The organism is Rubrobacter marinus, from assembly GCF_011492965.1.
In the GTDB taxonomy this organism is placed as follows: domain Bacteria; phylum Actinomycetota; class Rubrobacteria; order Rubrobacterales; family Rubrobacteraceae; genus Rubrobacter_F; species Rubrobacter_F marinus.
Genome location: NZ_CP045121.1, coordinates 1 through 24,646, shown reverse-complemented (window position 1 = coordinate 24,646; position 24,646 = coordinate 1). Strand labels below are relative to the sequence as shown.

The window sequence follows — 24,646 nt, the reverse complement described above, 5'->3', positions numbered from 1 at the left end:
CGAGCTACCGCTATAATGCCCTGACTTGGAACAGCTCGTAGACAACCGGTACCGGATCTCCAAGCCGCTCGGCAGCGGCGGGATGGCGGAGGTCTACCTCGCGCACGACGACGTCCTCGATCGGGACGTGGCGCTCAAGGTGATGAGCGGGCGCTACGCCGACGACGAGGAGTTCGTGGAGCGCTTCAAGCGCGAGGCGCAGAGTGCTGCGGCCCTCTCCCACCCGAACATCGTCTCGATCTACGACCGGGGCGAGGACGAGCGGGGGACGTACTACATCGCGATGGAGTACCTTCCCGGCGGCACGCTGAAGGACAGGATCCTCGAACGGGGCGCCCTCCCGCCGAGGACGGCCGCGGCGGTGGCGCTCCAGATCGCCGAGGCCCTTCAGGCCGCCCACGCCAAGGGCGTCGTCCACCGCGACATAAAGCCGCACAACGTCCTCGTGACCGGCTCCGGCGACGTCAAGGTCGGGGACTTCGGGATCGCGCGCGCCGCGTCCTCGAGCACGATGACGAAGACCGGTTCCATCCTCGGCACCGCCCACTACATCTCGCCCGAGCAGGCGATGGGCGAGCCGGTCGGCCCGCAGAGCGACTTGTACTCCCTCGGGATCGTCCTGTACGAGATGCTCACCGGGACGCTCCCCTACGACGCCGAGACGCCGATCGGGATCGCAATGAAGCACGTCAACGGCTACCTCGCCCCGCCGAAGGCCCTCAACCCCGCCGTCCCCGACGGCATAAACTCCGTCACCTGCCGCCTGCTCGCCAAGTCCCCCGACGACCGCTACGCGGACGCGGGCGAGCTGATCGAGGACCTCGAACGGGTGCTGGAGGGCCTCTCGCCCTCCAACGACACGACGCGCATGATGACGGCGCGCCGTCGCGACGGCACCGCCCAGCGCACCGCCGTGATGGTGCCCCCCGCCCGGGAGGACTACGGCCGCCCCAGGCGCAGGCGCTGGGTCGTCCCCGTCCTGCTGCTCCTGCTGCTCCTCGCCGCGATCGGCGGCATCGCCTACAGCCAGGTCGGCGGCGGTGACCCCCAGAGCCTCCCCGTCCCGAACCTCGAAGACGCGCGCTCCATCGACGAGGCCGTGACGGTCGCCGGCGGGGACTTCGAGGTTGCACCCGGCAGGCGCGTGGAGAGCACCGAGCCCGTGGGCGCCGTAGTCTCTCAGGACCCCGCCCCGCAGGAGCAGGCCGTCCCGGGCTCCACCATCACCGTCGACACGAGCGGCACGCAGGTGGCCGACCTGCCGGACGTCGAGGGCCGCACGGAAGAGGAGGCCCGCGGGATCCTCGACGAGGCGGGCTTCGGGGTCGAGGTCGAGGAGCGGGAGAGCTCGACGGAGGACGACGGGCGCGTCCTCTCCCAGGACCCGGCCGGCGGCGAGGGCGAGACGGCCGAGGTGGGCTCCGCGGTCACGATCGCCGTCGGGTCCGGTCCCGCGGACGCGGAGGTGCCCGAGCTCGGGGGCCAGACCCCCGAGCAGGCGGAGGAGATCCTCGAAGACGCCGGCCTCGAGCTCGGGGACGAGGCCGAGGCGCCGAACGAGAGCGTCCCGGCCGGCCAGATCGTCGACCAGCAGCCCTCCCCCGGTACCGACCTGAGGCGCGGGAGCAGCGTCGACGTCACCGTCAGCACCGGCCCGGAGCCCCCGGACCTCGTCCCCATCCCCGATGTGAGCGGCCAGACCGCCGACGCGGCCGCGGCCACGCTCTACAACGCGCTGTTCTTCTCCAACGTCGTCGAGGTAGAAAGCAACCTGCCGGCCGGTACGGTGGTCTCGACGAGCCCGGCGGCCGGCACCCCGGCCGACCCCTACGCGATCACCGTGACCGTCAACGTCAGCTCGGGACCCCCGCCGGCCCCCGTCGAGGCCCCGACCCCCTCCCCGCAACCAGAGCCGGAACCCGAGCCCGACCCGCAGCCCTCGACGCCGACGCAGCAGAACGGCGGGGGCGGCAACGGCGGGAACGCGCAGACCGGGGACGGAGGAGGCAACGGCGGGAACAACGGCAACGGCGCCAACAACCGCAACAATAACAACGGCGGTAACAACAACAACAATAACAACAACAGCAACAACGACGATTAGGGGCCAGGGTCCGGTCGTAGCGGACCCCTAGAGGTCTTCCAGAAGCTCCTCGCGGACGTAATCCCTGAGCGCCGGGGCGGGCACCTCGTGGGGCGGGGAGACCTCCACGAAGCTGTGGCGGCCCACGGCGTTCTCCCTCATCCACTCCTCGGTCACGGGCTTGGACCGCTCGGGGTCGTAGCCGGTCTCGTAGTAGAGCGTGCGGAGGTCTCCCGGGGCCAGCTCCACGACGAGTATCGGGTACCGTCCGGGGGAGTAGGCGAAGATCCTCGCGTTCTGTGTGCCCTTCTCCGCTTCCATGCCCGCAGTCTATACGAAGGGGAAGCCCCGCCCGGGGCCCGTACGCGCGCGGCGGAGGGGCCGGAAAATAGCCCGTGGTAGAATAATTTTCATGAAACGTGCAGCAAATTCGCATACTCGGAGGGAGATCCGATGTCAGATCCCATACCCAGAGACGAAGCGTCCGGGGGGAAGGGCGTCGAACCCGGCGACGCCGGCAAGCCTGCGTCGCCCCCGCTTCCGCCGGAGGGTTTCCCTGAAGAGCTTCTGCAGCGCAGGCTCTCCCGGCTGGACACCCGCAAGACCCTGGCGGAGCTTTGCAAGAGCATCCCGGGCCTGGACGAGGCCCTCCTACCCCGCGGCATCCAGGCCGACGCCCTAACCCGCAAGTCCGGGGGCGCCGCCGGCATCTTGAAGGGCGTCGCGAGGCGCGTGATGAACGACGTCGCCGCCTGGGGCGCCTTCCGCACCGCCGTCGGGGACCAGATCCCGCCCGAGACGGACGACGCCCTCGAAGGGCTCACCACCGAGAACCTGGGGGAGCTCGCCGAGGCCCACACGACGGAGAGCCTGCTGCTGGCCGCGGTGAGCGGCGAGACGGAGCCCGCGGACGGGGTGGTCCCCGCGCTTATCGCTCGCTGGCGGGAGGAGAACCAGCAGGCCGAGAAGCAGGCCTCCGAGAGCGCGCGCATAGCCGAGCTGGAGGCCGAGCTGGAGCGGCTCAAGCGCGAGAACGAGCAGCTCTCCTTCTCCAGCAGGGCGGCGCGGGAGCAGGCGGTCTCCCTCGGGCGCGAGGTCGAGGTCCTGCTCGACGAGCGCGAGGACGCCGTCGCGGGGGCCCGCAGGGCCGAGGAGCGCGCGGCCACGGCGATGGACCTCAGGGCCAGGATGGGCGAGAAGGTGGCCGACCTGGAGAAGAGGGCCCGGCACCTGGAGCGCATCCTCGACGGCGAGAGATCCGCCTACTCCTCCGCCGCCGAGCGCCTGGAGACGATGCACGACGAGCTCGGGCAGGTCGTGGCGGAGCGCGACCGCATCCAGGACGCCCTCCAGAACGCGCGCTTCACCGACGACGGCTTCGGCGAGCTGCTCATAAGGGCCGTCAAGAACGAGGTCGGCTCCCTGCCCAACTCCCTCGACGCCACGGCCAGGACCGCCCAGCTTATGGAGTTCATGGGCAGCGTGCTCCGCGCCCACGCCGACCTGCGCGAGCCGCGGGCCGGCCAGCACGGGCGCGGCGGGTCCGCGGGCTCCTCGGCCACGAGCGAGGAGCCCGAAGACCCCGACCCGTCCCCTGCCCCGCCGGTAGCCGGGGACGGGTCCCACCGCGGGGAGGCACAGGAGGCGCTCCCGTCCCGCCCGGCGGGCAAGGCGGGCGCTCACCCGAACGGGAGGTCGCGCCCCACGCTCTCCTTTCGGGCCCTGGGCGGGGCCGGGGAGGTCGGCGGCAGCAGCCACCTTCTGGACTTCGGGGGCACGCGCGTCCTCGTCGACGCCGGCATAAAGCCCGACGGCCGGGGCTCCCTGGCCCCCAACTTCCGCGAGGTGGAGGGCCTCGACGCGGCGATCATTACCCACGCGCACCTCGACCACTGCGGCGCGCTGCCGCTGCTCGTGCGCGACCAGCCGGACGTCCCCATCTACTGCACGCCGCCTTCGGCGAAGCTTATAGCCGCGGCGCTCAACGACCACGCGGCGATGGGCGGCGGGCTCGCGGGCGGGGCGCCGCTCTCGGAGGTCAAGAAGCGCCTCGTCCCCGTGCAGTTCAACAAGCCCCTCAAGGTAGGGAACACCAGGATCACACTGACCGAGAGCGGCCACATCCTGGGGGCGGCGAGCGTATTGTTCGAGACGGGCTCGGCGACCGTGTTCCACACCGGGGACATCTGCCTCGAGGATCACTTCTCCATCCCCTCGGCGCGGCTGCCGGAGGTCAGCGACATAGACCTGCTCATCATGGAGGCGACGCTCGCGGACCAGAGGCCTCAGCCGTTCTCGGAGTCCATACGGACCATGGTCGAGGTCATCAACGAGACGACCGTCGGCAAGGAGGGGACGGTCCTCATCCCGACGTACGCGCTGGGGCAGGCGCAGGAGATCATCCTCGGCCTCAAGCACTTCGGCAAGGAGTACGGCCTCGACAAGGACGTCTTCATCTACGTGGACGGCTCGGTCGTGACGACCTCGGAGCGCCTCTACGCCGAGCAGCTCGGGTACATGAAGCCGTACCTGCAGCACACGGACCCCAAGGAGCTCTTCTTCGGGGAGAACATCCGGGCGGTCGCCAACGACGACAAGGCCCGCGAGCGCATCCTCTCCAACCCGTGCGCCATCATCGCCTCGCCGGTGACGATGCAGGGCGGAGCGAGCGCGTTCTACCGCAGGCGCCTGCAGGACGACCCGACGAACGCCGTGATCCTGCCGTCCAACGCCCAGGCCTCCTACGGCACGGGCGAGGTCCCCGCCGAGGGCGAGGGCTGGCGGGTCGAGAAGGTCAACTTCGCCGCCCACTGCACCCAGGAGGAGCTCCTCGGCATCACCGAGAAGCTGACACCGCGCCAGATTATCCTGATCCACGGCTCCAAGCGGCGCATCAGCGACCTGGCCTACCGCCTCGCCCCGAGCTACAAGATACACACCCCCGCCGTCGGCGAGACGGTCCGCACCGTCCTGAAGTAGGGGGGATGGAGCGCGCAAGCAGCACCGCCCTCCCCGAGGTCACGATCCTCTCCGACGACCGCGGCCCCCGCCCCGAGAACGCCGTGGGCGTCGGCGGGTTCTGGTACGAGCCCGAGGTCTGGGCCCTGCCCGTGGACCCGGCGGCGAAGGTCCTCTACGCCGGCCTCTGCTCATACCTCGGGCACGGCCAGATCAACCGCAAGGACCTCCGCGCGACCCTCGGGGAGAGCACCGACGAGGAGATAGCGGGCGCCCTCGAGACCCTGGCCCGCCACAACCTGCTGGTGCCCGGGGAGCGGGCCACGAGGAGCGGCGCCCTGCCGGGCTACGGGGTCCGTTCCGTCCGGGAGTTCGGGGCCTGACGTCTACCTCGACCAGCGAAGCTCCGTCGGGTGCTCCCGGCCGGAGAGGAGGTCCGGGAGCGTGTAGGCGTCCCGGGCCCAGCGCCGCCCCGCGCCGCCGGTGAGCGCGGCCGTGTCGAAGAGGCGTCCCAGGATGCGCAGGCAGAAGCCGTTCAGGACGTCGTCCGGGTCGTCCACCCTGCCCCGGGACCTCGCGACGAAGACGCCCTTCGTCTTCCACACGCCGTCGCCGTACACGGCGAAGATCTGGCAGGGCTCCTCCCCCACCTCCTCCGACCAGCCCAGGACGCGCCCCGAGAACCCCGAGGGATCGAGGTCGTAGCGGCTCAGGTCCTCGTGCATGAGGTCCTCGTCGGTCTCCGCGGCGGTCCCCCGAAGGGTCCCGAAGGTAGCTCTCGTCTCCGAGGTCCCGCCGGGCTCCGCCTCTACCCGCAGGACCAGGAGGCCTCCGTCGCGCTGCGTCTCCGCCCCGAGCCCGGCCCGGCGCGCGAGCGAAGCGGCGTACTCCAGGCCCCCGAAGAGCCGCTCGGAGAAGCGGCGGGCGGTCTGCTCGATCCCGCGCCGCGTCTCCAGCGAGCGGTCCGCCTCCTCGCGGTAGCGCCCGAGCCTCGCGAGCGCGCTCTCCTCGAAGCCCAAGGCCCCGTCAGTCCTTCGCCCAGAAGCGGCGCAGCACGAGGTCCGTGAGGCCGGGGGCGAGGGTCGTCGCGGCCACGAAGAGCCGGTCGGTCGGGGTGACGTAGACGTCGCGTCCCCCTCTTTCGGCGGCCCCCGAGATCTTCTCGGCCACCTTCTCCGGGGACACGCCCTTCGGACGCCAGCCGCGCTTCTCGCTCTTGGTGCGCCGCGAGTTGTCCCTGAAGGAGGTCCGCGTCGTCCCCGGGTAGACGCTCGTCACCGTGACGCCCCGGGCGGCCACCTCGACCCTCAGGGCGTCCGAGAGGGCGTTGAGGGCGAACTTGGACGCGCAGTAGCCGCCGACCTTCGGGATCGCGCGCTTCCCGACCACGGAGGAGACGTTGACGATGCGCCCGCCGCGGGGCATGTGCGGCAGGGCCTCCTGTATGCAGTGGAGCGGGCCGAGGAGGTTGACGTCGAAGACGTAGCGCAGGTCGTCCGGCCGCAGCTCGGCGACGCGGCCGGAGAGTCCGAGGCCGGCGTTGTTCACCAGCACGTCCACGGACCCGAACTCCGCCACGGCGCGCCCGACCATCCCCCTCACCGACTCCCTGTCCGCGACGTCGGTCCCGACGACGAGCGCCCTCCCGCCCGCGGCCCGGATCTCCCGCTCCAAAAACGCCAGCTTCTCCTCGTCCCGCGCCGCGAGCACCACCGGGGCACCCCGGGCGGCCAGCGCCCGCGCCGTGGCCTCCCCTATGCCGCTCGACGCGCCCGTGACCACCGCGATCTTGCCGCTCAACCTCTTCTCAGTCATGGCCTCGCATCTTACCCGTTCGAGGCGCCGGCGTACGGCGCGGCGCTACGGGCGTCGTCCGGAGAGGGGAAAGGTAGCGTCGAGCAGCCTGCGCCGAGTTTATCCGCCGCCCGGTCGCGCCCGAAGCTCGTCCATGAGCTCCTCCTGGCTGGAGAACTCGGGACGGGGCAGGGTGCCGATCAGGCCGACGAGGTCCTCGGGGGCGCCGTTCCCTTCGGCGGCGGACGAGATCTCCTCCTTGCTGGCCGGGTACTCGATGCCTTCGAGGTACTGCTGCGCGTCGTCCGGATTGAAGTCCACCGTCTCCTCCTCTTTGGCTCGCTCGTGCGGGTACGACGGCCCGCGTGGCCGATGCTTTACCCCTGTGCGGGCGCGATCAACCGGGCGTAGAATCGCGGGTACGCAAGCGCATCCCGCCGGAGGTAGAAGTGACGGAACTCGGTAGCAGCAGTGCGGCCAGCAGGGTGCTCGTCGGCGTGACCGGCGGCATCGCGGCGTACAAGGCGCCCGGCGTGATCCGGCGCCTCAGGGAGGCCGGGCACGAGGTGAGGGCCGTCGCCACGGACGCCGCCTTCCGCTTCATCCCCGAGGAGACCCTCGCGATAGCCGCCGGCGGCGGGGTCCACACCGACGAGACGTGGTGGGAACGCTCCGGCCGGGTCGAACACGTCACCCTCGCCCGCTGGGCCGACCTCGTCCTCGTCGCCCCGGCCACCGCCGACGCGATGGCCCGCGCGGCCGTCGGCCTCGGCGACGACCTCCTCTCCGCCACGATCCTGGCCGGCGCGAGGGCCGTCCTCTGGGCCCCCGCCATGAACCCCGAGATGTGGTCCAACCCGGCCACGGAGCGCAACGTGGAGACGTTGAAGGGATGGAACCACCGCTTCGTCGGCCCGTCCGAGGGGCTCATGGCCTCCGCGGAGGAGCTACCGGGCGTCGGCAGGCTCGCGGACGAGGCCGAGATCCTGGCCGCCGTCGAGGAGGCCCTGGCCGGGGCTAGGGGCTAGGGGAGACGCTGCGCACGTAATCCTCGAGCGCCTGCTCCGTGCTCGGAAACGCCATCTCGCTCCAGGGCAGGCCGTCGCGCGGAAAGACCTTCACGGCGAGCGTCTCGTCCAACGGCTCCAGAGTCCCGCCCGTGACCCGTCCCTTGTACACCGCGATCACCGGCACCTGCCCCTCGTAGGAGTAGAGCCCGAGGATGGGCCCCACCTCGACCTCGACCCCGCCTCCTCCCGCGCCTCGCGCGAGGCTGCGGCCTCCGCCGTCTCCCCCGGTCCATGAACCCGCCCGGGAACGTCCACTTCCCGTACCCCGGCTCGATGGCCCGCTGGGTCATCACGATCCCCCCGTTCATCTCGCAGATCACCGCGGCCACCAGCTTCGGCCCGAGGTAGAAGATAAACGAGCACTCCTCGCACACCAGCCGCTCCGGCTCCCCGTCCTTGACCCGGCGCGACCGGAGGCGACCGCCGCAACGGGGACAGAAGTCGTATTCGAGCTCCCCCATCGCTAGGCCGGAAACTCGAGAACGGCGGCCAAGAGAGCGAGCAACCCCGGCAGCATGGACGCCAGGCGGTGGTCTCCGGCCAGCTTCCGCTTCTCCGCCGCCAGCAGCCCCGCAAGGCCCCGCAACGCCAACATCGGCCCGGCCAGCAGCCCGAACGAGGAGTAGAAGGGTTTCGCGCCCTGCGAGGGAGCGAAGGAGGAGGGGGCTAGGAGCAGGGCCCCGCACGCTACCTGCGCGTCGCCCAGCCTCATCCCCGCGGCGCGGCTCAGACCCATCCGCGGCTTCCGGAAGATGCTCCCCTTCAGTTTCCGCACCATCCTACGCAGACCCCCGACCGTCGCAAGCTCCACACCCCGATGCTAAAATAGCACCGTTGCGGACGTAGCTCAGTTGGTAGAGCGCCAGCTTCCCAAGCTGGAGGTCGCGGGTTCGAAGCCCGTCGTCCGCTCTTTCTCTGCCTCTCATCAGGGTTTCGACCCTCAGCAGAAACGGGGGAGCCGCGGGTCGGAAGTGACCCGCGGCTCCCCCGTTATGGCTGGCCGCTGACGGCTGACGGTCGAAAGTCCCCTTACCCGTTCGTCCGGATCTCGGCGCGCTTGTGGCTCGCGCGCGTGCCCCCGTTGCCGTTGGCGGAGCCGTTCCTCCTGTTGCCCCGGATCTTGCGCATAAGCCACTTCGCCGGGTCGTAGTACTCGTCGGCGACGCGCTCCTTGAGGGGGATGATGGAGTTGTCCGTGATGTGGATGTCGACCGGGCAGACCTCGGAGCAGCACTTGGTGATGTTGCAGTACTGCACCCCGCCGCGGCCCTCCTTGAGGAACTGCAGGCGGTTGTTCTCGTCCATCGGGTGCATCTCCAGCCACTGCGTCCGCACGAAGAAGCGCGGGCCCGCGAACTCGGGGTGCTTGTGGTGGGTGCGCAGCACGTGGCAGACGTCCTGGCACATAAAGCACTCGATGCACTTCTTCGGCTCGTAGAGGCGCTCGACGTCCTCCTCGTACATCGTGAACGGCGCCTGCTCCTTGCCGGGATTGAACGGCTGGATCTGGGCCGAGACCCCATAGTTCCACGAGACGTCGGAGACCAGGTCCTTCACGACCGGGAACGCCTGGAGCGGCATGACCTTGATCTCCTGCCCGTCGTACTCCTCGACGCGGGACTTGCAGAGGAGCTTCGGCTTGCCGTTGATCTCGGCGCTGCACGAGCCGCAGTGGGCGGCCTTGCAGTTCCAGCGCACGGCCAGGTCGCCGGCCTGCTCGGCCTGGATCTTGAGGACCGCGTCGAGGACGACCATCCCCTCGATCAGCTCGATCTCGTAGGGGACGAGGCTCCCGCCCTCGCCGTCGCCCCGGAAGATCTGGAGCGTGCGGGTCTCGCCGGTGTTGGCCGCGTCGTCGTTGTACGCCGGCGCGTGCGCCATCTCGGCGATGTCGGTGATGTTCGTTCTATCGCTCAATCTATGCTCCTGTCTTGGGAGAGCCAGCCTAGAACTGGCTCTCCTTCCCGGTCTTCTCGCCGCCGCTCATGTCCTGGTTCTCGTCGAAGAGCCTACGGAGGTGCTCGGGCATCGGCGGGATATCGCGCTTCTCTATGCCCACCTCGCCCTGCGCGTCCTCCTTGACGATAAAGTTGACCCTGCCGAGATCGTCGTCCGGCCCGTCGAAGTCGAGGCGCCACTGGGCGCCGCGGCGCTCCGTGCGCTCTAGAGCGGTCCTCAGGATCACCTCGGAGATGGTGACCAGGTTATTGACGTCCTGCACCGCGTGCCAGCCGGGGTTGAACAGGGTCGAGCCGCTGGCCTTCATGTTCGGCAGCCGGTCCTTGAGGGCCAGCACCTTCCCGAGCCCCTCCTTGAGGGAGTCCCCGGTGCGCATGAGGTTCGCGTGCTCCATCATCACTTCCTGGAGCTCCTGCTGGAGGTGGTACGGGTTCTCGCCCTCGCCCTGCTTCTGCAGGGGATCCAGCATCCGCTTCTTCTCCTCCTCGACCGCGCTCTCGGGGATGTCCGTCGAGTAGCCGTTGCTCTTGACGTACTCGGCGGCACCCTCGCCGGCCCTGCGCCCGAAGACGAGCAGGTCGGAGAGCGAGTTGCCCCCGAGGCGGTTCGCGCCGTGCAGGCCTCCGGCGACCTCGCCGGCCGCGAAGAGCCCGGGGACGTTCGAGGCCGCGGTCTCGGGGTCGATCTTGATGCCGCCCATCGTGTAGTGGACGGTCGGGAAGACCTCCATCGGCTCCTTGGAGATGTCGATGTCGGCGAGCTTGAGGAACTGCTCGTGCATCGTCGGGAGCTTCTGGATGATCTTGTCGTAGCCGAGGTGCGTGATGTCGAGGTAGACCCCGCCGTGCGGCGATCCCCTCCCCTCCTTGACCTCGGTGTAGTTGGCCCTCGCCACCACGTCGCGCGAGGAGAGCTCCATGCGCTCCTCGTCGTAGTTGCCCATGTAGCGGTCGCCCTCGGAGTTCTTGAGGAGCCCCCCCTCGCCGCGCACGCCCTCGGTGACGAGCAGGCCGCGCACGCCCGGGGGCCAGACCATCCCCGTCGGGTGGAACTGCATCATCTCCATGTCCACGAGCTCGGCGCCGGCGTGGTACGCGAGCATGACCCCGTCTCCGGTCCCCTCCCAGGAGTTGGAGGTGACCTTGAAGATGCGGCCCCACCCGCCGGTCGCCATCACGACGGCCTTGGCCTTGAAGTGGATGAACTTGCCGGTCTCGCGGGTGTACGCGAGAGCCCCCACGACCCGCCCCTCGTCGTTCTGGAAGAGCCTCGTCACCGTGGTCTCCATGTAGACCTTGGTGTCGGTCGCGAGAACCTTCTCCTGCATCGTCCGGATCAGCTCGAGACCGGTCCGGTCGCCGACGTGGCAGAGGCGGCGGTAGGTGTGCGCCCCGAACGGGCGCTGGGAGATCTTGCCCTCCGGCGTCCGGTTGAAGAGGGCGCCCCACTGCTCGAGCTCGTAGACCCGGTCGGGGGCTTCCTTGGCGAAGATCTCGGCCATCCGCCAGTTGTTGATGAACTTGCCGCTCTTCATCGTGTCCTTGAAGTGCGTCTGCCAGCCGTCCTCGGGGTCGACGTTGCCGAGGGAGGCCGCGATGCCGCCCTCGGCCATGACCGTGTGGGCCTTGCCGAGGAGGCTCTTCGTGACGACGCCGACCGAGAGGCCGCGCTCGGTGGCCGCGACCGCCGCCCGGAGGCCCGCGCCGCCCGCCCCGATCACGAGGACGTCGTGCTCCCTTACCTCGTGAGGATGAGAGCTGCTACCGTTCGTATTTCCGTTACGCTCCAAATTGCACCAACCTTAGAGTATCCGCAGGTCCGTGATGGCGCCCGCAAGCAGGAGCCTCACGTAGATGTCCGTTATCAGAAGGGAGAACAAGCTGAGCCACGCCCAGAGCGCGTGCTGGCGGTTCAGGACGCTAAGCCAGTTGTACGCCTTGCGCCGCGCGTTGCCGCCCGTCACACAGGAGTAGCAGTCGACCTGGCCGCCGATGAGGTGCCTCAGGGAGTGACAAGACAACGTGTATGCCGAGATCAGGCTTACGTTGATGAGGAAGATGATGGAACCGAGGCTTATGCCGAAGGAGCCCTGGGGGAGGAACGCGAGGGCCGTGTCGTACCACAGGAACACGAGGACTATGAGCGAGCCGTAGAGGAAGTACCGGTGGATGTTGTTGAGCACGAAGAGGGCGGTCTCGCCCCTGTAGTTCTCCGGGCTGCGCGGCTCGCGCTGCTGGGCCTTGCTGGAACAGGCCGGCGGGTCCCAGAAGAACGACCGGTAGTAGGCCTTGCGGTAGTAGTAACAGGTGGCCCGGAACCCTAACGGTATCCACAGCACGAAGACCGCCGGCGTGAGCCAGGTCGGCAACCACTCGGGGAACCCGACCGGCGGCGAGTAGAACGGCGACAGGTAGTTCTCGTACTCGCTCCGGTCGAACAAGAATAACGAAGCCGTCACGTAGATCCCGAAGCCTATCAGGACCGTCGTAACCGTGATCGGGCCCGTCCACCAAGGAAGCCTGTTCAAGACCTGGGTGGTGGATCTAGCCGCGTCGCTCTGTGCCAATGCGTTCCCTCTCTAGTAACCACAGGTATATTCTTGACGTGCCGGAAGTATAGAGGATCGTGCACATAGCTTTTGTGAAACCGTTCTAATCTAATGTGACGCAACATACAAAGTCCGGGCCGCCCCGTAAGCCGGATCCTGCTCTATCCCGCCATCCATCTCCGGGAGCGCCTTGCGGCCCGTCCCGGGCTCCTCTGGGAGGAGCCGCGCCTACCAGCCCCGGAGCCCCTCGCGGAGCCCCTATGGGGACAATTTGGCTTGCTCGCACCGGTGGTTTACCTGGCCGGTCCCTCGCGGGATACCGCCGGTGGGCTCTTACCCCACCCTTTCACCCATCACCTGTGCCGGTGGACCCCGAAGGGTTTCACGGCCATCGGCTGGTCTGCTCTCTGTTGCACTTGACGTGACGGGGGCTTGCGCCACCCGCCCCTCGGGTTGTTGGCCCGAGCGGCCTCTCCGGATCGGGAAGGGTCGCCCCTACCCCGTCCTCGCGAGTCCGGACTTTTCTCTACCCGGCGGAGATCCGCCGGACAGCGACGGGTCGGACGGCCCGAACCGAAGTTATTATACCCCCAAGTGGCCGTTGGCCCGGCCGCGCGAGAGCAGGACGATCTTCGTCGGGCTCAGGCGGATCTCGACCTTCCCGACGCCGCTCCAGCGCCCCTGCCAGCGGGGGCCCTCCCCCACCTCCGGGTCGAACCAGATCCCGGTGCCGCTGTGGCCGGCCTCGATCACCCCTTCGTAGACCTCGTACTCCTCGGGGTTGCCCAACGCTGCCGAGACGTCCCTGCGGTAGATCCCATTGCGCGACCGGAAGGACTGCACGCTGGAGGCGCTCGTCCCGAGGGCGCTGGCGATCCACTCGTCCGACCTGCCCTCGTCCACCCAGCGCTTCACGTCGTCTACAAACTTACGAAGCGAAATCCTCTGGTTGATCCCCATCCGCCCTACCGCCTCTCGGTCTCCACTTTAGGTACAGCAGGATACATATCGAATAACCGAGTTTCCAGCATTGTGCAAGGTTTGCGCTAAACTAAGTATATGACCACCGTTATAAGCGCGGCCATAGAGGTTTTGCGCCTCGTTCCCCTGATACTTGCGTTCTTTATACCCGCCCTGCTGGGCATGGCCCTCCTCAAGGAGCGCGGCGAGGGCTACAGGAAGAAGGCCCTGCTGGTCTTCCTCCTCGGTTTCGGGAGCATCATCGGCGTGCAGCTCCTGATCCGCAGCGTCTCCACGCTCCAGGTGCTCGCGACGATCGGCGCCTCGCTGGCACAGGCCCTCGTAGCCCTCCTCATCGCGGCCTTCACCGTTTACAAACTCGCCGATTAAGAACGGGCAAGAGTAGAGGGCCCGCGAGTCTCGCTCGCGGGCCCTCTACTCTTGCTATCGCCTCTGGCGTCAGGCGCCGTTCAGGGCGGCCTTAACCTCGTCGCGCTCGCGGTCGAGGGCGAAGAAGGTTATGTCGGCCTTGGCCTCCTTGTAGGGCTTCGTGCGCCTCTTGACCACGTAGCCCGCCTCGAGCATCGCCTCTATCACCTCGCGGATCTCGTCCTTCGAGAGCTCGAGCTCGCCCCGCTCGTCGAGCTCGCGGATGCTCCCGAAGATCTCTATGAACGAAGCCGGCTGCTCGAGGTCCGCGACGCTCTTGCAGATCGTCCTCAGCTCGTAGGGCGTAAGGTCCTCCAGAAGATCGAAGCCCGGCTTCTCCGGGGAGGGGGCCTCCTCGGCGGCCTCACGCTGCTGGGGCGGCTCGTCGGAACCGTCGCTCGCGGCGGGCTCCGGCGGAGCCTCGGTCCGGCCGTTCGTCGCGGCGGGCGCGGCGGTCTCCTTCGTCTCCTGCGGCTCCTCGGTGGCCAGGTCGGACTCCGGGGTCTCGGGGATCTCCTCGCCCGGCAGGTAGACCTGCAGCTCGAAGTCCCGGTCGACCGTGTTCACGAGCCCCCGGCGCTCGGCCTCGACCACGAAGTCCTTGAACTTCTTGAAGCCCTCGTTGCGCTCGTCGAACGAGCCGAGCTGCACGATCATCTGCTGCTTGACCTGCCCCAGGACGCGCGTCTTGCTCCCGTTGCTCAGGGCCTCGACGGCGCGCACGAGCTCCTTGTACGGGTCGGCGGTCTTCTTCTTGGGCTCCCTCTCGCGGGCCCGCGCCGCCCGCTCTTCCTCCATGAGCGAGGCGTAGGAGATAAAGTCGTCGGCCGACTCGATGAGGTGGAAGGAGGTCGCCTCGGACACCCCGATGACCACGACCTTCTTCCCCCGGCTCCGGAGGAGCATCACGAGCGGGATAAAGTCCCCGTCCCCGGTCACCAGGACGTAGGTGTCGACCTGCGGGTGACCGTGCAGGAAGTCGGAACACTCCACGGCGAGCATCACGTCGATGGAGTTCGTCCGCCGCTTGGAGGACCGGCCCCCGGGGAAGTAGCGCGCCGAGATGTAGCGCGGGATGATGCCGTTCGAGTACAGGGTCGGGGGGGCGTTCCGGAAGTCGCCGTCCGTCCAGTCGGCGTAGGCCGTGGCGGAGACGACGCGCCCGTACTCGCGGGCCTTTTCTAGGATTGCGGAGACGTTCGGCTTGGCGCCGTACTCCGTGACCGTGGAGATGTAGATGTTCTCCCAGTCGATGAATATTGCAGTATCTTCGGTCATTTGGGTTGGTTTCCTTGGTTCATAAAAGGAGAGGCCGGGGACGATCCCCCGGGCCTCCGCCGATCCGTTTACACGTTGTACCGTTCGCGCAGTGGTATCGCGGTCTGGGCGAGCGTCTCGTCGTCCAGCTCCGCCTCCACCCACAGTATTCCTTCCTCGCCCCCGAGCTCGCCCGGCAGGTCGAACTCGGCGACGATGGTCGCCGGGCCCTCCTCCCCGCTGAGCCAGACGGAGAACTCGGGCGACTCCTCGAGGATCTCGCCGTCCTCGTCGGTGATCAGGATGCGCGCCCGCCGCTCGCCGCCGGCCGCGTGCTCGCACCCCTCGAACTTGGCGTAGACGACGAAGGAGGTGCCGCTCTCGCCGGTGGGCCTGATCTCGTCGAGTATCCCGAAGAGGGTGAGCCTCCCTTCGAGCTCGGCGTAGCCCTCGGCGAGGACGAGCGCCGTGCACTCGACGACGCCGTCGCAGGAGGCGTGCTTGTCGTTATCCACGCTCCACCCTTCCGTCTCCGTTCGCCTCCGGGAGCCCGGCCTCGGCGGGGCTCAACACCTCCTCGTCCACGATCTCGTCCAGCGAGAGCTCGTCCGTCGCGCCGTCGGCGTCCTCGGAGCGGGAGGAGACGACCTTGGCGATCGCGCTCACCGAGTCGCCAGAGCGCAGGTTCATCACCCGCACGCCCTGGGCGCCACGCCCCTGCCGGGAGACGGACTCCGCGTCGATGCGGATCGTGGTCCCGAAGTTCGAGACGATCACCAGCTCGTGCAGGTCGGGCCGGACCACCCGCACGCCCGCGAGCTTGCCGCGCTCGCCGTCGGTCTTCATGGCGATGACGCCCTGCCCCCCGCGGCCCTGCGCCCTGAAGTCCGAGAGGGGCGTGCGCTTGCCGAAGCCCTTCTCCGTGATCATGAACAGGTCCGCCGGCGCCCCGTCGGAGACGACGTCCATGCTGAGGACGTCGTCGCCGTTCTTGAGCGTGATCCCCTTGACCCCGCCGGTCGCCCGGCCCATCGGCCGCGCCTCGGTCTGCTTGAAGCGGATGCCCTGGCCGTTGCTCGTGACGAGCACCACGTCGGAGCCGTCGGAGGCGGTCCGGACCGCGATCAGCTCGTCGCCGTCCGCGAGGTTGATCGCGATGATCCCGTCGCTCTTCAGGTGCGTGTTGTAGTCGAGGAACGGGGTCTTCTTGACGACGCCCTTGCGAGTCGCGAAGAGCAGGTACTCGGCGTCCAGAAAGTCCTTCGTCGCGATGACGGTCTGGATCCTCTCGTCCTGCGAGAACGGGAGGAGGTTGGCGATATGACGCCCCTTCGCCGTCCGGCTCATCCTCGGCAGCTGGTGCACCTTCAGCCGGTAGACCTTGCCCTTGTTGGTGAAGAAGAGCATGTAGTGGTGCGTCGTCGTGATGAAGAGGTGCTCGATGAAGTCGCCCTCTTTGAGCTCCATCCCCGCGACGCCGACGCCGCCCCTACCCTGCTTGCGGAAGGTGTTGACCGGCACGCTCTTGAGGTAGCCGCCGTTGGAGATGGAGATGACCATCTCCTCCTCGGCGATGAGGTCCTCGATCTCGAAGTCCACGCTCTCGTCGACCGTGACGGTGGTCCGCCGCTCGTCGGCATACGCCGCGCGGACCTCGAGGAGCTCGTCCTTGATGATCCCGTAGACCTTGCCGTCGTCGGCGAGCACGCTCTCGAGGTACTCGATCTTCTCCGTCAGATCCCGATGCTCCTGCTCGACCTTCTGGCGCTCCAGCGCGGTGAGGCGCTGCAGCCTGAGGTCCAAAATCGCCTGCGCCTGGCGCTCGGAGAGCTTGAAGGTCCTCATCAGGTTGTTGCGCGCCGTCTCCACGCTCCTGGACTTCCGGATCGTCGCGACGACCTCGTCGAGGTTCGAGAGCGCTATGAGGAGGCCTTCGAGGATGTGGGCCCTGGCCTGGGCGCGGGCGAGCTCGTAGCGCGTCCTGCGCGTAACTACCTCGAACTGGTGGTCGACGTAGTGCTTGAGGACGGAGCGGTAAGAGAGCGTCTTCGGCACGCCGTCCACGAGCGCCACCAGGTTCACCCCGAAGCTCTGCTGCATCTGGGTGTGCTTGTAGAGCTGGTTCAGGACGACCTTCGGCACCGCGTCGCGCTTCAGCTCGATCACTATGCGCATGCCGTTCCGGTCAGACTCGTCCCGGAGGTCCGAGATGTCCGTGATCTTGCGCTCCTTGACGAGCTCGGCGATCTTTTGGAGCAGGTAGCTCTTGTTGACCTGGTACGGGATCTCCGTGACCACGATCTGGGTCCGGTTCCCCTTCATCTGCTCCGTGTGCGCCTTGGCCTGCACCCGCACGGAGCCGCGCCCGGCCCGGATAGCATCCCGGATGCCCGCGAGCCCGACGATGATCCCGCCGGTCGGGAAGTCCGGCCCCTTGATGTGCTCGGCGATCCCGTCGTCGTCCATCTCCGGGTCGTCGATGAGCGCGACGGTCGCGTCCACGACCTCGCCGAGGTTGTGCGGCGGTATCTTCGTCGCCATCCCGACCGCGATCCCGTCGGAGCCGTTGACGAGCAGGTTCGGGAAGCGCGCCGGCAGCACCGTCGGCTCCCGCTGGCTCTCGTCGAAGTTCGGCGCGAAGTCGACGGTATCGGAGCTTATGTCCCGGAGCATCTCGGTCGCCATCCGCGTGAGGCGCGCCTCGGTGTACCTCATCGCCGCCGGCGGGTCGCCGTCGACGCTCCCGAAGTTCCCCTGGCCGTCGACGAGCGGCGCCCTGAGGGAGAACTCCTGCGCCATGCGCGTGAGCGTGTCGTAGACCGCCGAGTCGCCGTGCGGGTGGTACTTACCGATGACCTCGCCGACGACGGTCGCGCTCTTGCGGTACGGACGGTTCGGCTGCAGGCCGAGGTCGTGCATCGCGTAGAGGACGCGCCGGTGGACCGGCTTCAAGCCGTCTCGCACGTCCGGTAGGGCGCGCGAGACGATGACGCTCATCGCATAGGAGAGAAAGGAGTCCTTTATCTCCTCTTCAATCGAGTGGGGCTGTATGTTCCCCGAAAAAGTATCAAGCATCCAGGTTCTTAACCTCTCTGGCGTTCTGCTCTATAAACAGCTTCCTCGGCTCGACCTTGTCGCCCATGAGCGCCGTGAAGAGCTCGTCGGCGACCGCGGCGGAGTCGACCCCGACCTGCAAGAGCGTCCTGTTCTGCGGGTTCATCGTCGTCTCCCAGAGCTGGATCGGGTTCATCTCCCCGAGGCCCTTGAAGCGCCCGATGCTCGCGTTCCCGTTCGCGTTCAAACGGTTCAGCGTCTCCCTGAGCTCGCGCTCGTTGTACACGTAGTGGTCCTTGCGCTGGTGCGTGACCTTGAAGAGCGGCGGCTGCGCGATGTACACGTAGCCCGCCTCGATCAGCTCCGGCATGTTCCGGTACAGGAACGTCAACACCAGCGTCCGGATGTGGCTCCCGTCGACGTCGGCGTCCGTCATCAGGACGACCTTGTTGTAGCGGGCCTGAGAGACGTCGAAGGTCTCCCCCACGCCGGCCCCGATCGCGCTGATCATCGCCTGGATCTCCACGTTCGAGAGGACCTTGTTCATGTTGGCCTTCTCGACGTTCAGGATCTTGCCGCGCAACGGCAGGATGGCCTGGAAGTTCCGGTCCCTCCCCTGCTTGGCCGAACCGCCCGCCGAGTCGCCCTCGACGATGTACAGCTCGCTACGAGCAGGGTCCTTCGACGAGCAGTCCGCGAGCTTTCCCGGGAGCGTCGAGCTCTCCAGGTAGCCCTTGCGGATCGTGTCGCGGACCTTGCGCGCGGCCTGACGGGCACGCGCCGCCTGCAAGGACTTGTTGATGATCGCCTTGGCCTCGCCCGGCCGCTCCTCGAGAAACTCCGCGAGGAACTTGTTCGTCGAGCTCTCGACGAGGCCCTTGATCTCGGTGTTCCCGAGCTTGGTCTTCGTCTGCCCCTCGAACTGCGGCTCGGCGAGCTTCACGGAGATGACGGCGGCGAGCCCCTCCCGGATGTCGTCTCCGGTAAGGTTCTCCTCCTTCTCCTTGATCAGGCCCTTCTGCCGCGCGTAGGCGTTGATCGTCCGCGAGATCGCCCCCCGGAAGCCCGAGAGGTGCGTCCCGCCCTCGTGGGTGTTGATGTTGTTGGCGAAGGTGAACACGGAGTCCTGGAAGCCCGAGTTCCACTGCAGCGCCACCTCGACGTCGCCGACCTCGTCCTCGCGCTCGAGGTAGAAGATCGTCTTGTGGATCGGGTCCTTCGCCTCGTTGATGTGCTCGACGAAGTCGCGGATGCCGCCCTCGTACTGGTACGTCACCGAGAGGTCCTCGTCGCGCTCGTCCTCGAGCGAGATCTTGAGCCCCTTGTTGAGGAACGCCGACTCCCTGAACCGCCGGCTCAGCGTGTCGAACGAGTACTCCAGCGTCTCGGTAAAGATCTCCGGGTCGGGCTTGAAGCGGATGGTCGTCCCGGAGGGCTCGCCCTTCTTGAGCTTGCGGACCTTGTCGAGGTCGCCCATCGGGAAGCCGCGCTCGTAGCGCTGCCCCCACACGTAGCCCTCGCGCCTGATCTCGATCTCGAGCCACTCCGAGAGCGCGTTGACGACCGACGCCCCGACGCCGTGGAGCCCGCCCGAGACCTTGTAGCCCGAGCCGTCGAACTTGCCGCCGGCGTGCAGCGTGGTCATGATGACCTCGGCCGCGGACTTGCCGTACTTGTCCATCTTCCCGACCGGCATGCCGCGCCCGTCGTCCGTGACGGAGACGGAGTTGTCCGGGTGCACGACCACCGAGATCTCGGTGCAGTAACCGGCCAGCGCCTCGTCTATGGAATTGTCGACGATCTCCCAGACGAGATGATGCAGCCCTCGCGGCCCCGTCGACCCGATGTACATCCCCGGCCGTCGCTTGACGGCCTCCAGACCCTCTAGAACCTGGATGGAACTTGCATCGTACTCGCTCTTGCCATTCTTGGTAACAGGGTTAGCCGCCAAGGAACCGGACCCTCCTCATCTTACGATCGGCGCCTCCGCCGACATCAGGATCTATCGCATAACTTTGCACCCGAAGATTCTATCACACTCCGCATGCTTTCCCAACGGCGTATATGTACCGTTTGGCCCTTATTTAAGCGGTTTTCCGGCCCTCCCAAGGCCCGATTCTACCCCTTTGCACCATCCCTTGTGGGCCTGGACAGCGCCCCCCCAGATATGCGTACGACGCGCGCCCTCTCCAGGACCTCCTCGTCGAAGTACTCGAGGTTCGTCGTCGTTATAACGGCCTGCGTGCTCTCCAGAAAGTACCCCGAGAGGTACCCGCGCCGCTCCTCGTCGAGCTCGCTCATCACGTCGTCGAAGAGCAGCACGGGATCCTCCCCCGTCTCCCCCCTCAGGTACTCCCTCGCCGCGAACTTGAGCGCCAGCGTCGAGAGGCGCTGCTGACCCTGCGATCCGTACGTCGTCATGCTCACCCCGCCGAAAAGGACGGCGAAGTCGTCGCGGTGGGGCCCCACCGAGGTGGTGCCTCGCTCTATATCGGCCTCACGTGCCTCCGTAAGCGCCTCCGCGTACCCGTCGAGGGGTGCGCTATGGGAATACCTCAGCGCGGCCTTCTCGGGGCCGTACAGCGTGCGCACCGAAGTTCCGAAGAGCGCGTTCAGGGGCTCCGCCGCCGCCTCTCGCCCCCTGAGCACCTCGGAGCCGAGCTCCATGACCTTCCGGTCCCAGGTCGAGAGCGTCTTCTCGGACGAGAAACCGTCCCTGATGCGCCTGAGAAGCTGGTTGCGCTGCTGGACGGCCTTGGCGTACTCGGCGACGGCCCGGGCGTACGAGGGCCGCAGCGAGGAGAGCAGCGTGTCCAGAAACTCGCGCCGGTCGGATGGGGCGCCCTTGACGATCCTGATGTCGTCCGGAAAGAACGTGACAGCCCGCACCCCCGTCCCGCCGGCGGCGTAGGAGGCGAGCGAGCTCGCCGGCGCCCCGTCCACCGTGAGGCGCTTCTTCTGGCCGGGGGCATACCCGACTGCTACCTTGCGCTCCTCGCTCCCGTCGCTCTCGTCGAGGCTCACGCGCATCTCGGTCCGGGCGAAGTCCGCCCCCCATCTCACGACCTCGGAGTCGTTCGGGGTGCGGGGCGAGGAGCCGGTCGTGGCGAAGGAGATCGCCTCCAGGAGGTTCGTCTTCCCCTGAGCGTTGTCCCCGACCACGATGTTCAGCCCAGGCGAGAAGAGGGCGGTGGCGTCCGCGTAGTTGCGGAAGTTGATGAGCCGGACGGCCCTGACGTAAGAGCTCACGGGCCCACCTCGAACCTCTCGTCCCCCACCTCGACCACGTCGCCGGGCTCCAGCTTGCGGCCGCGGCGCGTCTCCACCTCGCCGTTCACGAGGACGTCTCCGTACTGGATCAGGACCTTCGCCTCCCCGCCGGTACCGACGACGTTCGCGGCCTTGAGGGCCTGTCCGAGGGTGATGCCGGGGGGGAGCTCCAAGGTGTCCTAGCTCCGGGAGGGGTCGCGCATCGGCATGATCAGGTACAGAAAGTCCGGCTCTCCCTCGTCCTCCGTGTCGGGGACGATGAGCCCGGGCTTCAAGGACTCGTTGAGCTTGAAGCGGACCTTCTCGGAGTCGACCGCGGTGACGCCGTCGATGAGGTAGGTCGGGTTGAACGAGATCCGGAACTCCTCCTCGCCCTCGGCGTTGGAGGGCAGCTTCTCGCGCGCCTCGCCGACCTCGCCGTTGCGCACCGAGACCTCCACCGCCCCTTCCGTGAACGCCAGGCTCACCGGCACCGGCGGGGTCTGGCGCTGGGCGAAGAGGTTCACGCGGCGCAGGGTGCCGATCAGCTCCTCCCGGTCCACCGAGATCTCGCGCTCGAACACGCTCGGCAACAGCCGCCGGTACTCGGGGAAGTTCCCCTCGATGAGCCTGGTGCCGAAGAGGACGTCCCCGATCTTGAAGAGCGCCTGGTTCTCCGAGAGCACAACCTCCACCCCCTCTTCCCCCGAGGCCGAGGAGATGCGGCTGACCTCCTGCATGGCGCGGGCCGGGATGATCGCCTGCCGCTCCCCGTCGAAGCCGTTGGTGGCGAGCTCGGTCTCCTTGATGCTCAACCGGTAGGAGTCCGTCGTCACCATCCTCACCCGCGACTCCTCGAAGCTCACCAGGATCCCGGTCAGGACCGGACGCGTCTCGTCCCGCGAGTACGACTTCGAAACCTTCTCCACGGTCTCGACGATAACGTCGGCGCTCATCTTGAACGCGGAGCCCTCGTCGAAGCTCGGCAGGTTCGGGAAGTCTTCGGCGGCGTAGGCCCGTATCCCGTACTCGTTCTCCCGCGAGGAGAGCCGCACCACCCCCTCGGACCGATCGTGGACGAGCGAGATCTCCCCGCCCGGCAACGAACGCACCACGTCGTTGAAGATCCGGGCCGGCACCACGACCCGCCCCTCTTCCCCGACCTCGGCCGGCGACGTGGTCTGGATGGAGATCTCCATGTCCGTCGCCGAGAGCCGCAACTCGCCGGCGTCTGCGGACGCCTCCAGCAGGATCCCGCCGAGAAGCTGTATCGTCGAACGAGCCGATACCCCCCGCGATACCAGCGCGAGCTTCCTACCGAACATCTCCGTGTTGCAAACGGCCCTCATCGCCCCTCCTCGTCTCCTTAGTATTAGTATTAAAACCCTATATTCCTTATATTAGTAGTAATAATAAGGCCTGTGGATAGTGTGGATAACTTCGCGGATCCGCTTATCTAAGCCGAAAAACGCCTACCTTGCCTGTGGACGAAATTGTGGATAAACGCCCCTACCCTGTGGAAGGAATGTGGATAACTACCCCACTTATCCACAGCCCCTAGTTATCCACATTTTTATCCACAGGTTTATCCACAGCTTCGTCCCCCTTTGTCCACATTTTTATCCACAGGTTCTATGCCAATTCGCGTATATGGCATCACTGTTTAGACATGAACCGTGATAGTTATCCACAGGAGCGCGTTTTTATCCACACATTTTGTGGATAACCCCCTGCCGAGCGCTGCAGGCCATGCCAGAGTTATCCACAGCCTCCGGCAAGCCTGTGGACGGCTTGTGGATAAAAAGGGCGCGAAAAGCTCGAAATCTGTTACAAATACCTCCCCTGTAGGGGAGGGGTAGAAAGATAAGGGGGAGGGGGGTCCGGGTACTCGAAAAAGCATGAGAGGCTTGGGGCTGGCGGGGTTTAGCGCTTGCTTTTGATCTGGTATGTGATCTCGTGAATCTGGTTGAAGACGTCGCGATCGCTGTTGATGAGGTTGGCGATCTTCGAGGTGGCGTGCATCACCGTCGAGTGGTCGCGGCCTCCGAAAGCGCGTCCTATCTTCGGGAGCGACTCGTCGGTGAGCTCGCGGCAGAGGTACATGGCGACCTGGCGCGGGTAGGCGAACGGCTTGGACCGGCTCTGGCCCACGAGGTCCGCCTTCGCCACCCCGAAGTAGCGGCAGACTTCGTGCTGTATAAGCTCGACCGGGATCTCGCGGTAAGCCGCGTCCAGCAGGATGTCCTTCAGCACCTCCTCGGCGAGCGGCACGCTCACCTGCCGGCCGTAGAGCGACGAGTAGGCGAGGATCCTAACCAGCGCCCCCTCCAGCTCCCGGATGTTCGTCGAGACCTTGGAGGCGATAAACGTGAGCACCTCGTCGTCGACCTCGAGCTTGTCCATCATCGCCTTCTTGCGCAGGATGGCGATCCTGGTTTCGAGGTCCGGCGGCTGGATGTCGGTGACGAGCCCCCACTCGAAACGCGAGACGAGCCGGTCCTCCAGCGTCGGGATGTACTTCGGGTGCCGGTCGGAGGTTATGACGATCTGCTTGTTCTCCTCGTAGAGGGCGTTGAAGGTGTGGAAGAACGCCTCCTGCGTCTCGATCTTGCCCTCGAGAAACTGTATGTCGTCTATGAGCAGGACGTCGTTCTCGCGGTAGCGCCTCTGGAAGTCCAGCGGCGCGTTGTCCCTCACCGAGTTGATGAAGTCGTTGGTGAAGTTCTCGCAGGTGACGTAGCGGATCCCGCTGGTCGGGTCCTGCTCCTCGACGTACTGCCCGACGGCGTGCAGGAGGTGCGTCTTACCGAGCCCCACCCCACCGTAGATGAAAAGCGGGTTGTAGACCACGCCCGGCGTCTCCGCCACGGCCATCGCCGCGGCGTGCGCGAAGCGGTTGCCCGCCCCGATCACGAAGGTATCGAAGGTGTACTTCGCCTTGAACGGGCGCGGCGTGCGGGCGTTTCTGACGACCTCCGCCCCGTCCATGCCGCCGTTTCCGTCGTTGTTCCTGCCGTTCTCCCGCCTCACCCCGCGTGCCTCGGGTCCCTCGATGGAGACGATGAGGCTGGAATCCTCCGCGCCGAGCGCCGAGTCGAGGGCCTCCTCCAGCAGACCCTTGAAGCGTCCCTCTATGTACTCCTTGGCGAAGGAGTTGGGGACGGAGATCTCCAGCCGGTCCTCCCGGAGGTCCACCGGCCTCGTGCCCTCGAACCAGACGCGCCAGGAGGGCGCATCTATATGCTCGGAGACGCGGTCCAGGACCTCCATCCAGACCTCTTCCAC

23 protein-coding genes, 1 tRNA gene and 1 pseudogene are annotated in these 24,646 nt (G+C 67.1%); 6 read left to right on the top strand and 19 right to left on the bottom strand.

Annotated features, from left to right (window positions below):
• Positions 1–25: 25 nt before the first annotated feature.
• Positions 26–2,104, top strand: coding sequence for a Stk1 family PASTA domain-containing Ser/Thr kinase (gene pknB, locus GBA65_RS00120; protein ID WP_166394847.1), 2,079 nt, complete (start codon positions 26–28; stop codon positions 2,102–2,104).
• 27 nt (positions 2,105–2,131) lie between these two features.
• On the opposite strand, the gene GBA65_RS00115 is transcribed toward pknB, so the two are convergent.
• On the bottom strand, positions 2,132–2,404 hold the full coding sequence (locus GBA65_RS00115) for a hypothetical protein (RefSeq protein ID WP_166394846.1): 273 nt from the start codon (positions 2,402–2,404) through the stop codon (positions 2,132–2,134).
• 132 nt (positions 2,405–2,536) lie between these two features.
• Between GBA65_RS00115 and GBA65_RS00110 the strand changes: the two genes are divergently transcribed.
• Positions 2,537–5,062: an MBL fold metallo-hydrolase gene (locus GBA65_RS00110; RefSeq protein ID WP_166394845.1), complete on the top strand. Its 2,526-nt coding sequence runs from the start codon at positions 2,537–2,539 to the stop codon at positions 5,060–5,062.
• A gap of 5 nt (positions 5,063–5,067) precedes the next feature.
• Positions 5,068–5,424 (top strand): hypothetical protein, encoded by a 357-nt coding sequence (locus tag GBA65_RS00105; protein WP_166394844.1) that lies wholly within the window; start codon positions 5,068–5,070, stop codon positions 5,422–5,424.
• Positions 5,425–5,427: 3 nt separating this feature from the next.
• On the opposite strand, the gene GBA65_RS00100 is transcribed toward GBA65_RS00105, so the two are convergent.
• From GBA65_RS00100 to GBA65_RS00090, 3 genes are all read right to left on the bottom strand, one after another.
• Complete coding sequence (locus GBA65_RS00100; RefSeq protein ID WP_166394843.1) at positions 5,428–6,060, bottom strand: hypothetical protein; 633 nt, start codon at positions 6,058–6,060, stop codon at positions 5,428–5,430.
• Positions 6,061–6,067: 7 nt separating this feature from the next.
• Entirely contained in the window at positions 6,068–6,856 is a 789-nt protein-coding gene (locus GBA65_RS00095) for an SDR family NAD(P)-dependent oxidoreductase (RefSeq protein WP_166394842.1), read from the bottom strand.
• Between the two features lie 99 nt (positions 6,857–6,955).
• Positions 6,956–7,156, bottom strand: a complete 201-nt coding sequence (locus GBA65_RS00090) for a DUF2795 domain-containing protein (protein WP_166394841.1) — start codon at positions 7,154–7,156, stop codon at positions 6,956–6,958.
• Between the two features lie 128 nt (positions 7,157–7,284).
• On the opposite strand from GBA65_RS00090, the gene GBA65_RS00085 reads away from it, so the two are divergent.
• On the top strand, positions 7,285–7,863 hold the full coding sequence (locus GBA65_RS00085) for a flavoprotein (protein ID WP_166394840.1): 579 nt from the start codon (positions 7,285–7,287) through the stop codon (positions 7,861–7,863).
• Here the strand turns inward: GBA65_RS00085 and GBA65_RS23825 are convergent.
• The 3 genes and pseudogenes from GBA65_RS23825 to GBA65_RS00075 all read right to left on the bottom strand — a co-directional run bounded on the left by GBA65_RS23825 (position 7,853) and on the right by GBA65_RS00075 (position 8,683).
• Positions 7,853–8,068 carry an NUDIX hydrolase gene (locus GBA65_RS23825; protein WP_228281559.1) on the bottom strand — a complete coding sequence of 72 codons (216 nt, stop codon included), beginning with the start codon at positions 8,066–8,068 and terminating at the stop codon, positions 7,853–7,855. The genes GBA65_RS00085 and GBA65_RS23825 overlap by 11 nt on opposite strands.
• A 109-nt stretch (positions 8,069–8,177) precedes the next feature.
• Positions 8,178–8,366, bottom strand: a pseudogene (locus GBA65_RS25890) (zinc ribbon domain-containing protein); the annotation flags it as partial.
• Positions 8,367–8,368: 2 nt separating this feature from the next.
• Positions 8,369–8,683, bottom strand: a complete 315-nt coding sequence (locus GBA65_RS00075) for a hypothetical protein (RefSeq protein ID WP_166394838.1) — start codon at positions 8,681–8,683, stop codon at positions 8,369–8,371.
• A gap of 58 nt (positions 8,684–8,741) precedes the next feature.
• Here GBA65_RS00075 and GBA65_RS00070 point away from each other — a divergent pair.
• A tRNA-Gly gene (locus GBA65_RS00070) sits at positions 8,742–8,814 on the top strand.
• Positions 8,815–8,934: 120 nt separating this feature from the next.
• Here GBA65_RS00070 and GBA65_RS00065 read toward each other — a convergent pair.
• The 4 genes from GBA65_RS00065 to GBA65_RS00050 all read right to left on the bottom strand — a co-directional run bounded on the left by GBA65_RS00065 (position 8,935) and on the right by GBA65_RS00050 (position 13,327).
• Entirely contained in the window at positions 8,935–9,786 is an 852-nt protein-coding gene (locus GBA65_RS00065; RefSeq protein ID WP_166398245.1) for a succinate dehydrogenase/fumarate reductase iron-sulfur subunit, read from the bottom strand.
• Positions 9,787–9,850: 64 nt separating this feature from the next.
• Positions 9,851–11,584 (bottom strand): FAD-binding protein, encoded by a 1,734-nt coding sequence (locus GBA65_RS00060; RefSeq protein WP_228281555.1) that lies wholly within the window; start codon positions 11,582–11,584, stop codon positions 9,851–9,853.
• An 81-nt stretch (positions 11,585–11,665) separates the two neighbouring features.
• Positions 11,666–12,430 carry a hypothetical protein gene (locus GBA65_RS00055; protein WP_207956012.1) on the bottom strand — a complete coding sequence of 255 codons (765 nt, stop codon included), beginning with the start codon at positions 12,428–12,430 and terminating at the stop codon, positions 11,666–11,668.
• Between the two features lie 564 nt (positions 12,431–12,994).
• Positions 12,995–13,327, bottom strand: a complete 333-nt coding sequence (locus GBA65_RS00050) for a hypothetical protein (RefSeq protein WP_166394836.1) — start codon at positions 13,325–13,327, stop codon at positions 12,995–12,997.
• A gap of 144 nt (positions 13,328–13,471) precedes the next feature.
• On the opposite strand from GBA65_RS00050, the gene GBA65_RS00045 reads away from it, so the two are divergent.
• Positions 13,472–13,762: a hypothetical protein gene (locus tag GBA65_RS00045; RefSeq protein WP_166394835.1), complete on the top strand. Its 291-nt coding sequence runs from the start codon at positions 13,472–13,474 to the stop codon at positions 13,760–13,762.
• 69 nt (positions 13,763–13,831) lie between these two features.
• Here GBA65_RS00045 and GBA65_RS00040 read toward each other — a convergent pair whose 3' ends face one another.
• The 8 genes from GBA65_RS00040 to dnaA form a co-directional block, all read right to left on the bottom strand.
• On the bottom strand, positions 13,832–15,079 hold the full coding sequence (locus tag GBA65_RS00040; RefSeq protein WP_166394834.1) for an NYN domain-containing protein: 1,248 nt from the start codon (positions 15,077–15,079) through the stop codon (positions 13,832–13,834).
• Positions 15,080–15,147: 68 nt separating this feature from the next.
• The gene (locus tag GBA65_RS00035) at positions 15,148–15,573 is read right to left on the bottom strand and encodes a hypothetical protein (RefSeq protein WP_166394832.1); all 426 of its coding nucleotides are present in this window, start codon (positions 15,571–15,573) and stop codon (positions 15,148–15,150) included.
• Positions 15,566–18,133: a DNA gyrase subunit A gene (gene gyrA, locus GBA65_RS00030; RefSeq protein WP_166394831.1), complete on the bottom strand. Its 2,568-nt coding sequence runs from the start codon at positions 18,131–18,133 to the stop codon at positions 15,566–15,568. The genes GBA65_RS00035 and gyrA overlap by 8 nt, the downstream gene beginning before the upstream one ends.
• The gene (gene gyrB / locus GBA65_RS00025; protein WP_166394830.1) at positions 18,126–20,063 is read right to left on the bottom strand and encodes a DNA topoisomerase (ATP-hydrolyzing) subunit B; all 1,938 of its coding nucleotides are present in this window, start codon (positions 20,061–20,063) and stop codon (positions 18,126–18,128) included. The genes gyrA and gyrB overlap by 8 nt, the downstream gene beginning before the upstream one ends.
• A gap of 167 nt (positions 20,064–20,230) precedes the next feature.
• Positions 20,231–21,361 (bottom strand): DNA replication/repair protein RecF, encoded by a 1,131-nt coding sequence (gene recF / locus GBA65_RS00020; RefSeq protein WP_166394829.1) that lies wholly within the window; start codon positions 21,359–21,361, stop codon positions 20,231–20,233.
• On the bottom strand, positions 21,358–21,555 hold the full coding sequence (locus tag GBA65_RS24860) for an RNA-binding S4 domain-containing protein (protein WP_166394827.1): 198 nt from the start codon (positions 21,553–21,555) through the stop codon (positions 21,358–21,360). The genes recF and GBA65_RS24860 overlap by 4 nt, the downstream gene beginning before the upstream one ends.
• 6 nt (positions 21,556–21,561) lie before the next feature.
• Positions 21,562–22,710, bottom strand: coding sequence for a DNA polymerase III subunit beta (gene dnaN, locus GBA65_RS00010; RefSeq protein WP_166394825.1), 1,149 nt, complete (start codon positions 22,708–22,710; stop codon positions 21,562–21,564).
• A gap of 574 nt (positions 22,711–23,284) precedes the next feature.
• Positions 23,285–24,631 (bottom strand): chromosomal replication initiator protein DnaA, encoded by a 1,347-nt coding sequence (gene dnaA / locus GBA65_RS00005; RefSeq protein ID WP_166394824.1) that lies wholly within the window; start codon positions 24,629–24,631, stop codon positions 23,285–23,287.
• Positions 24,632–24,646: the final 15 nt, after the last annotated feature.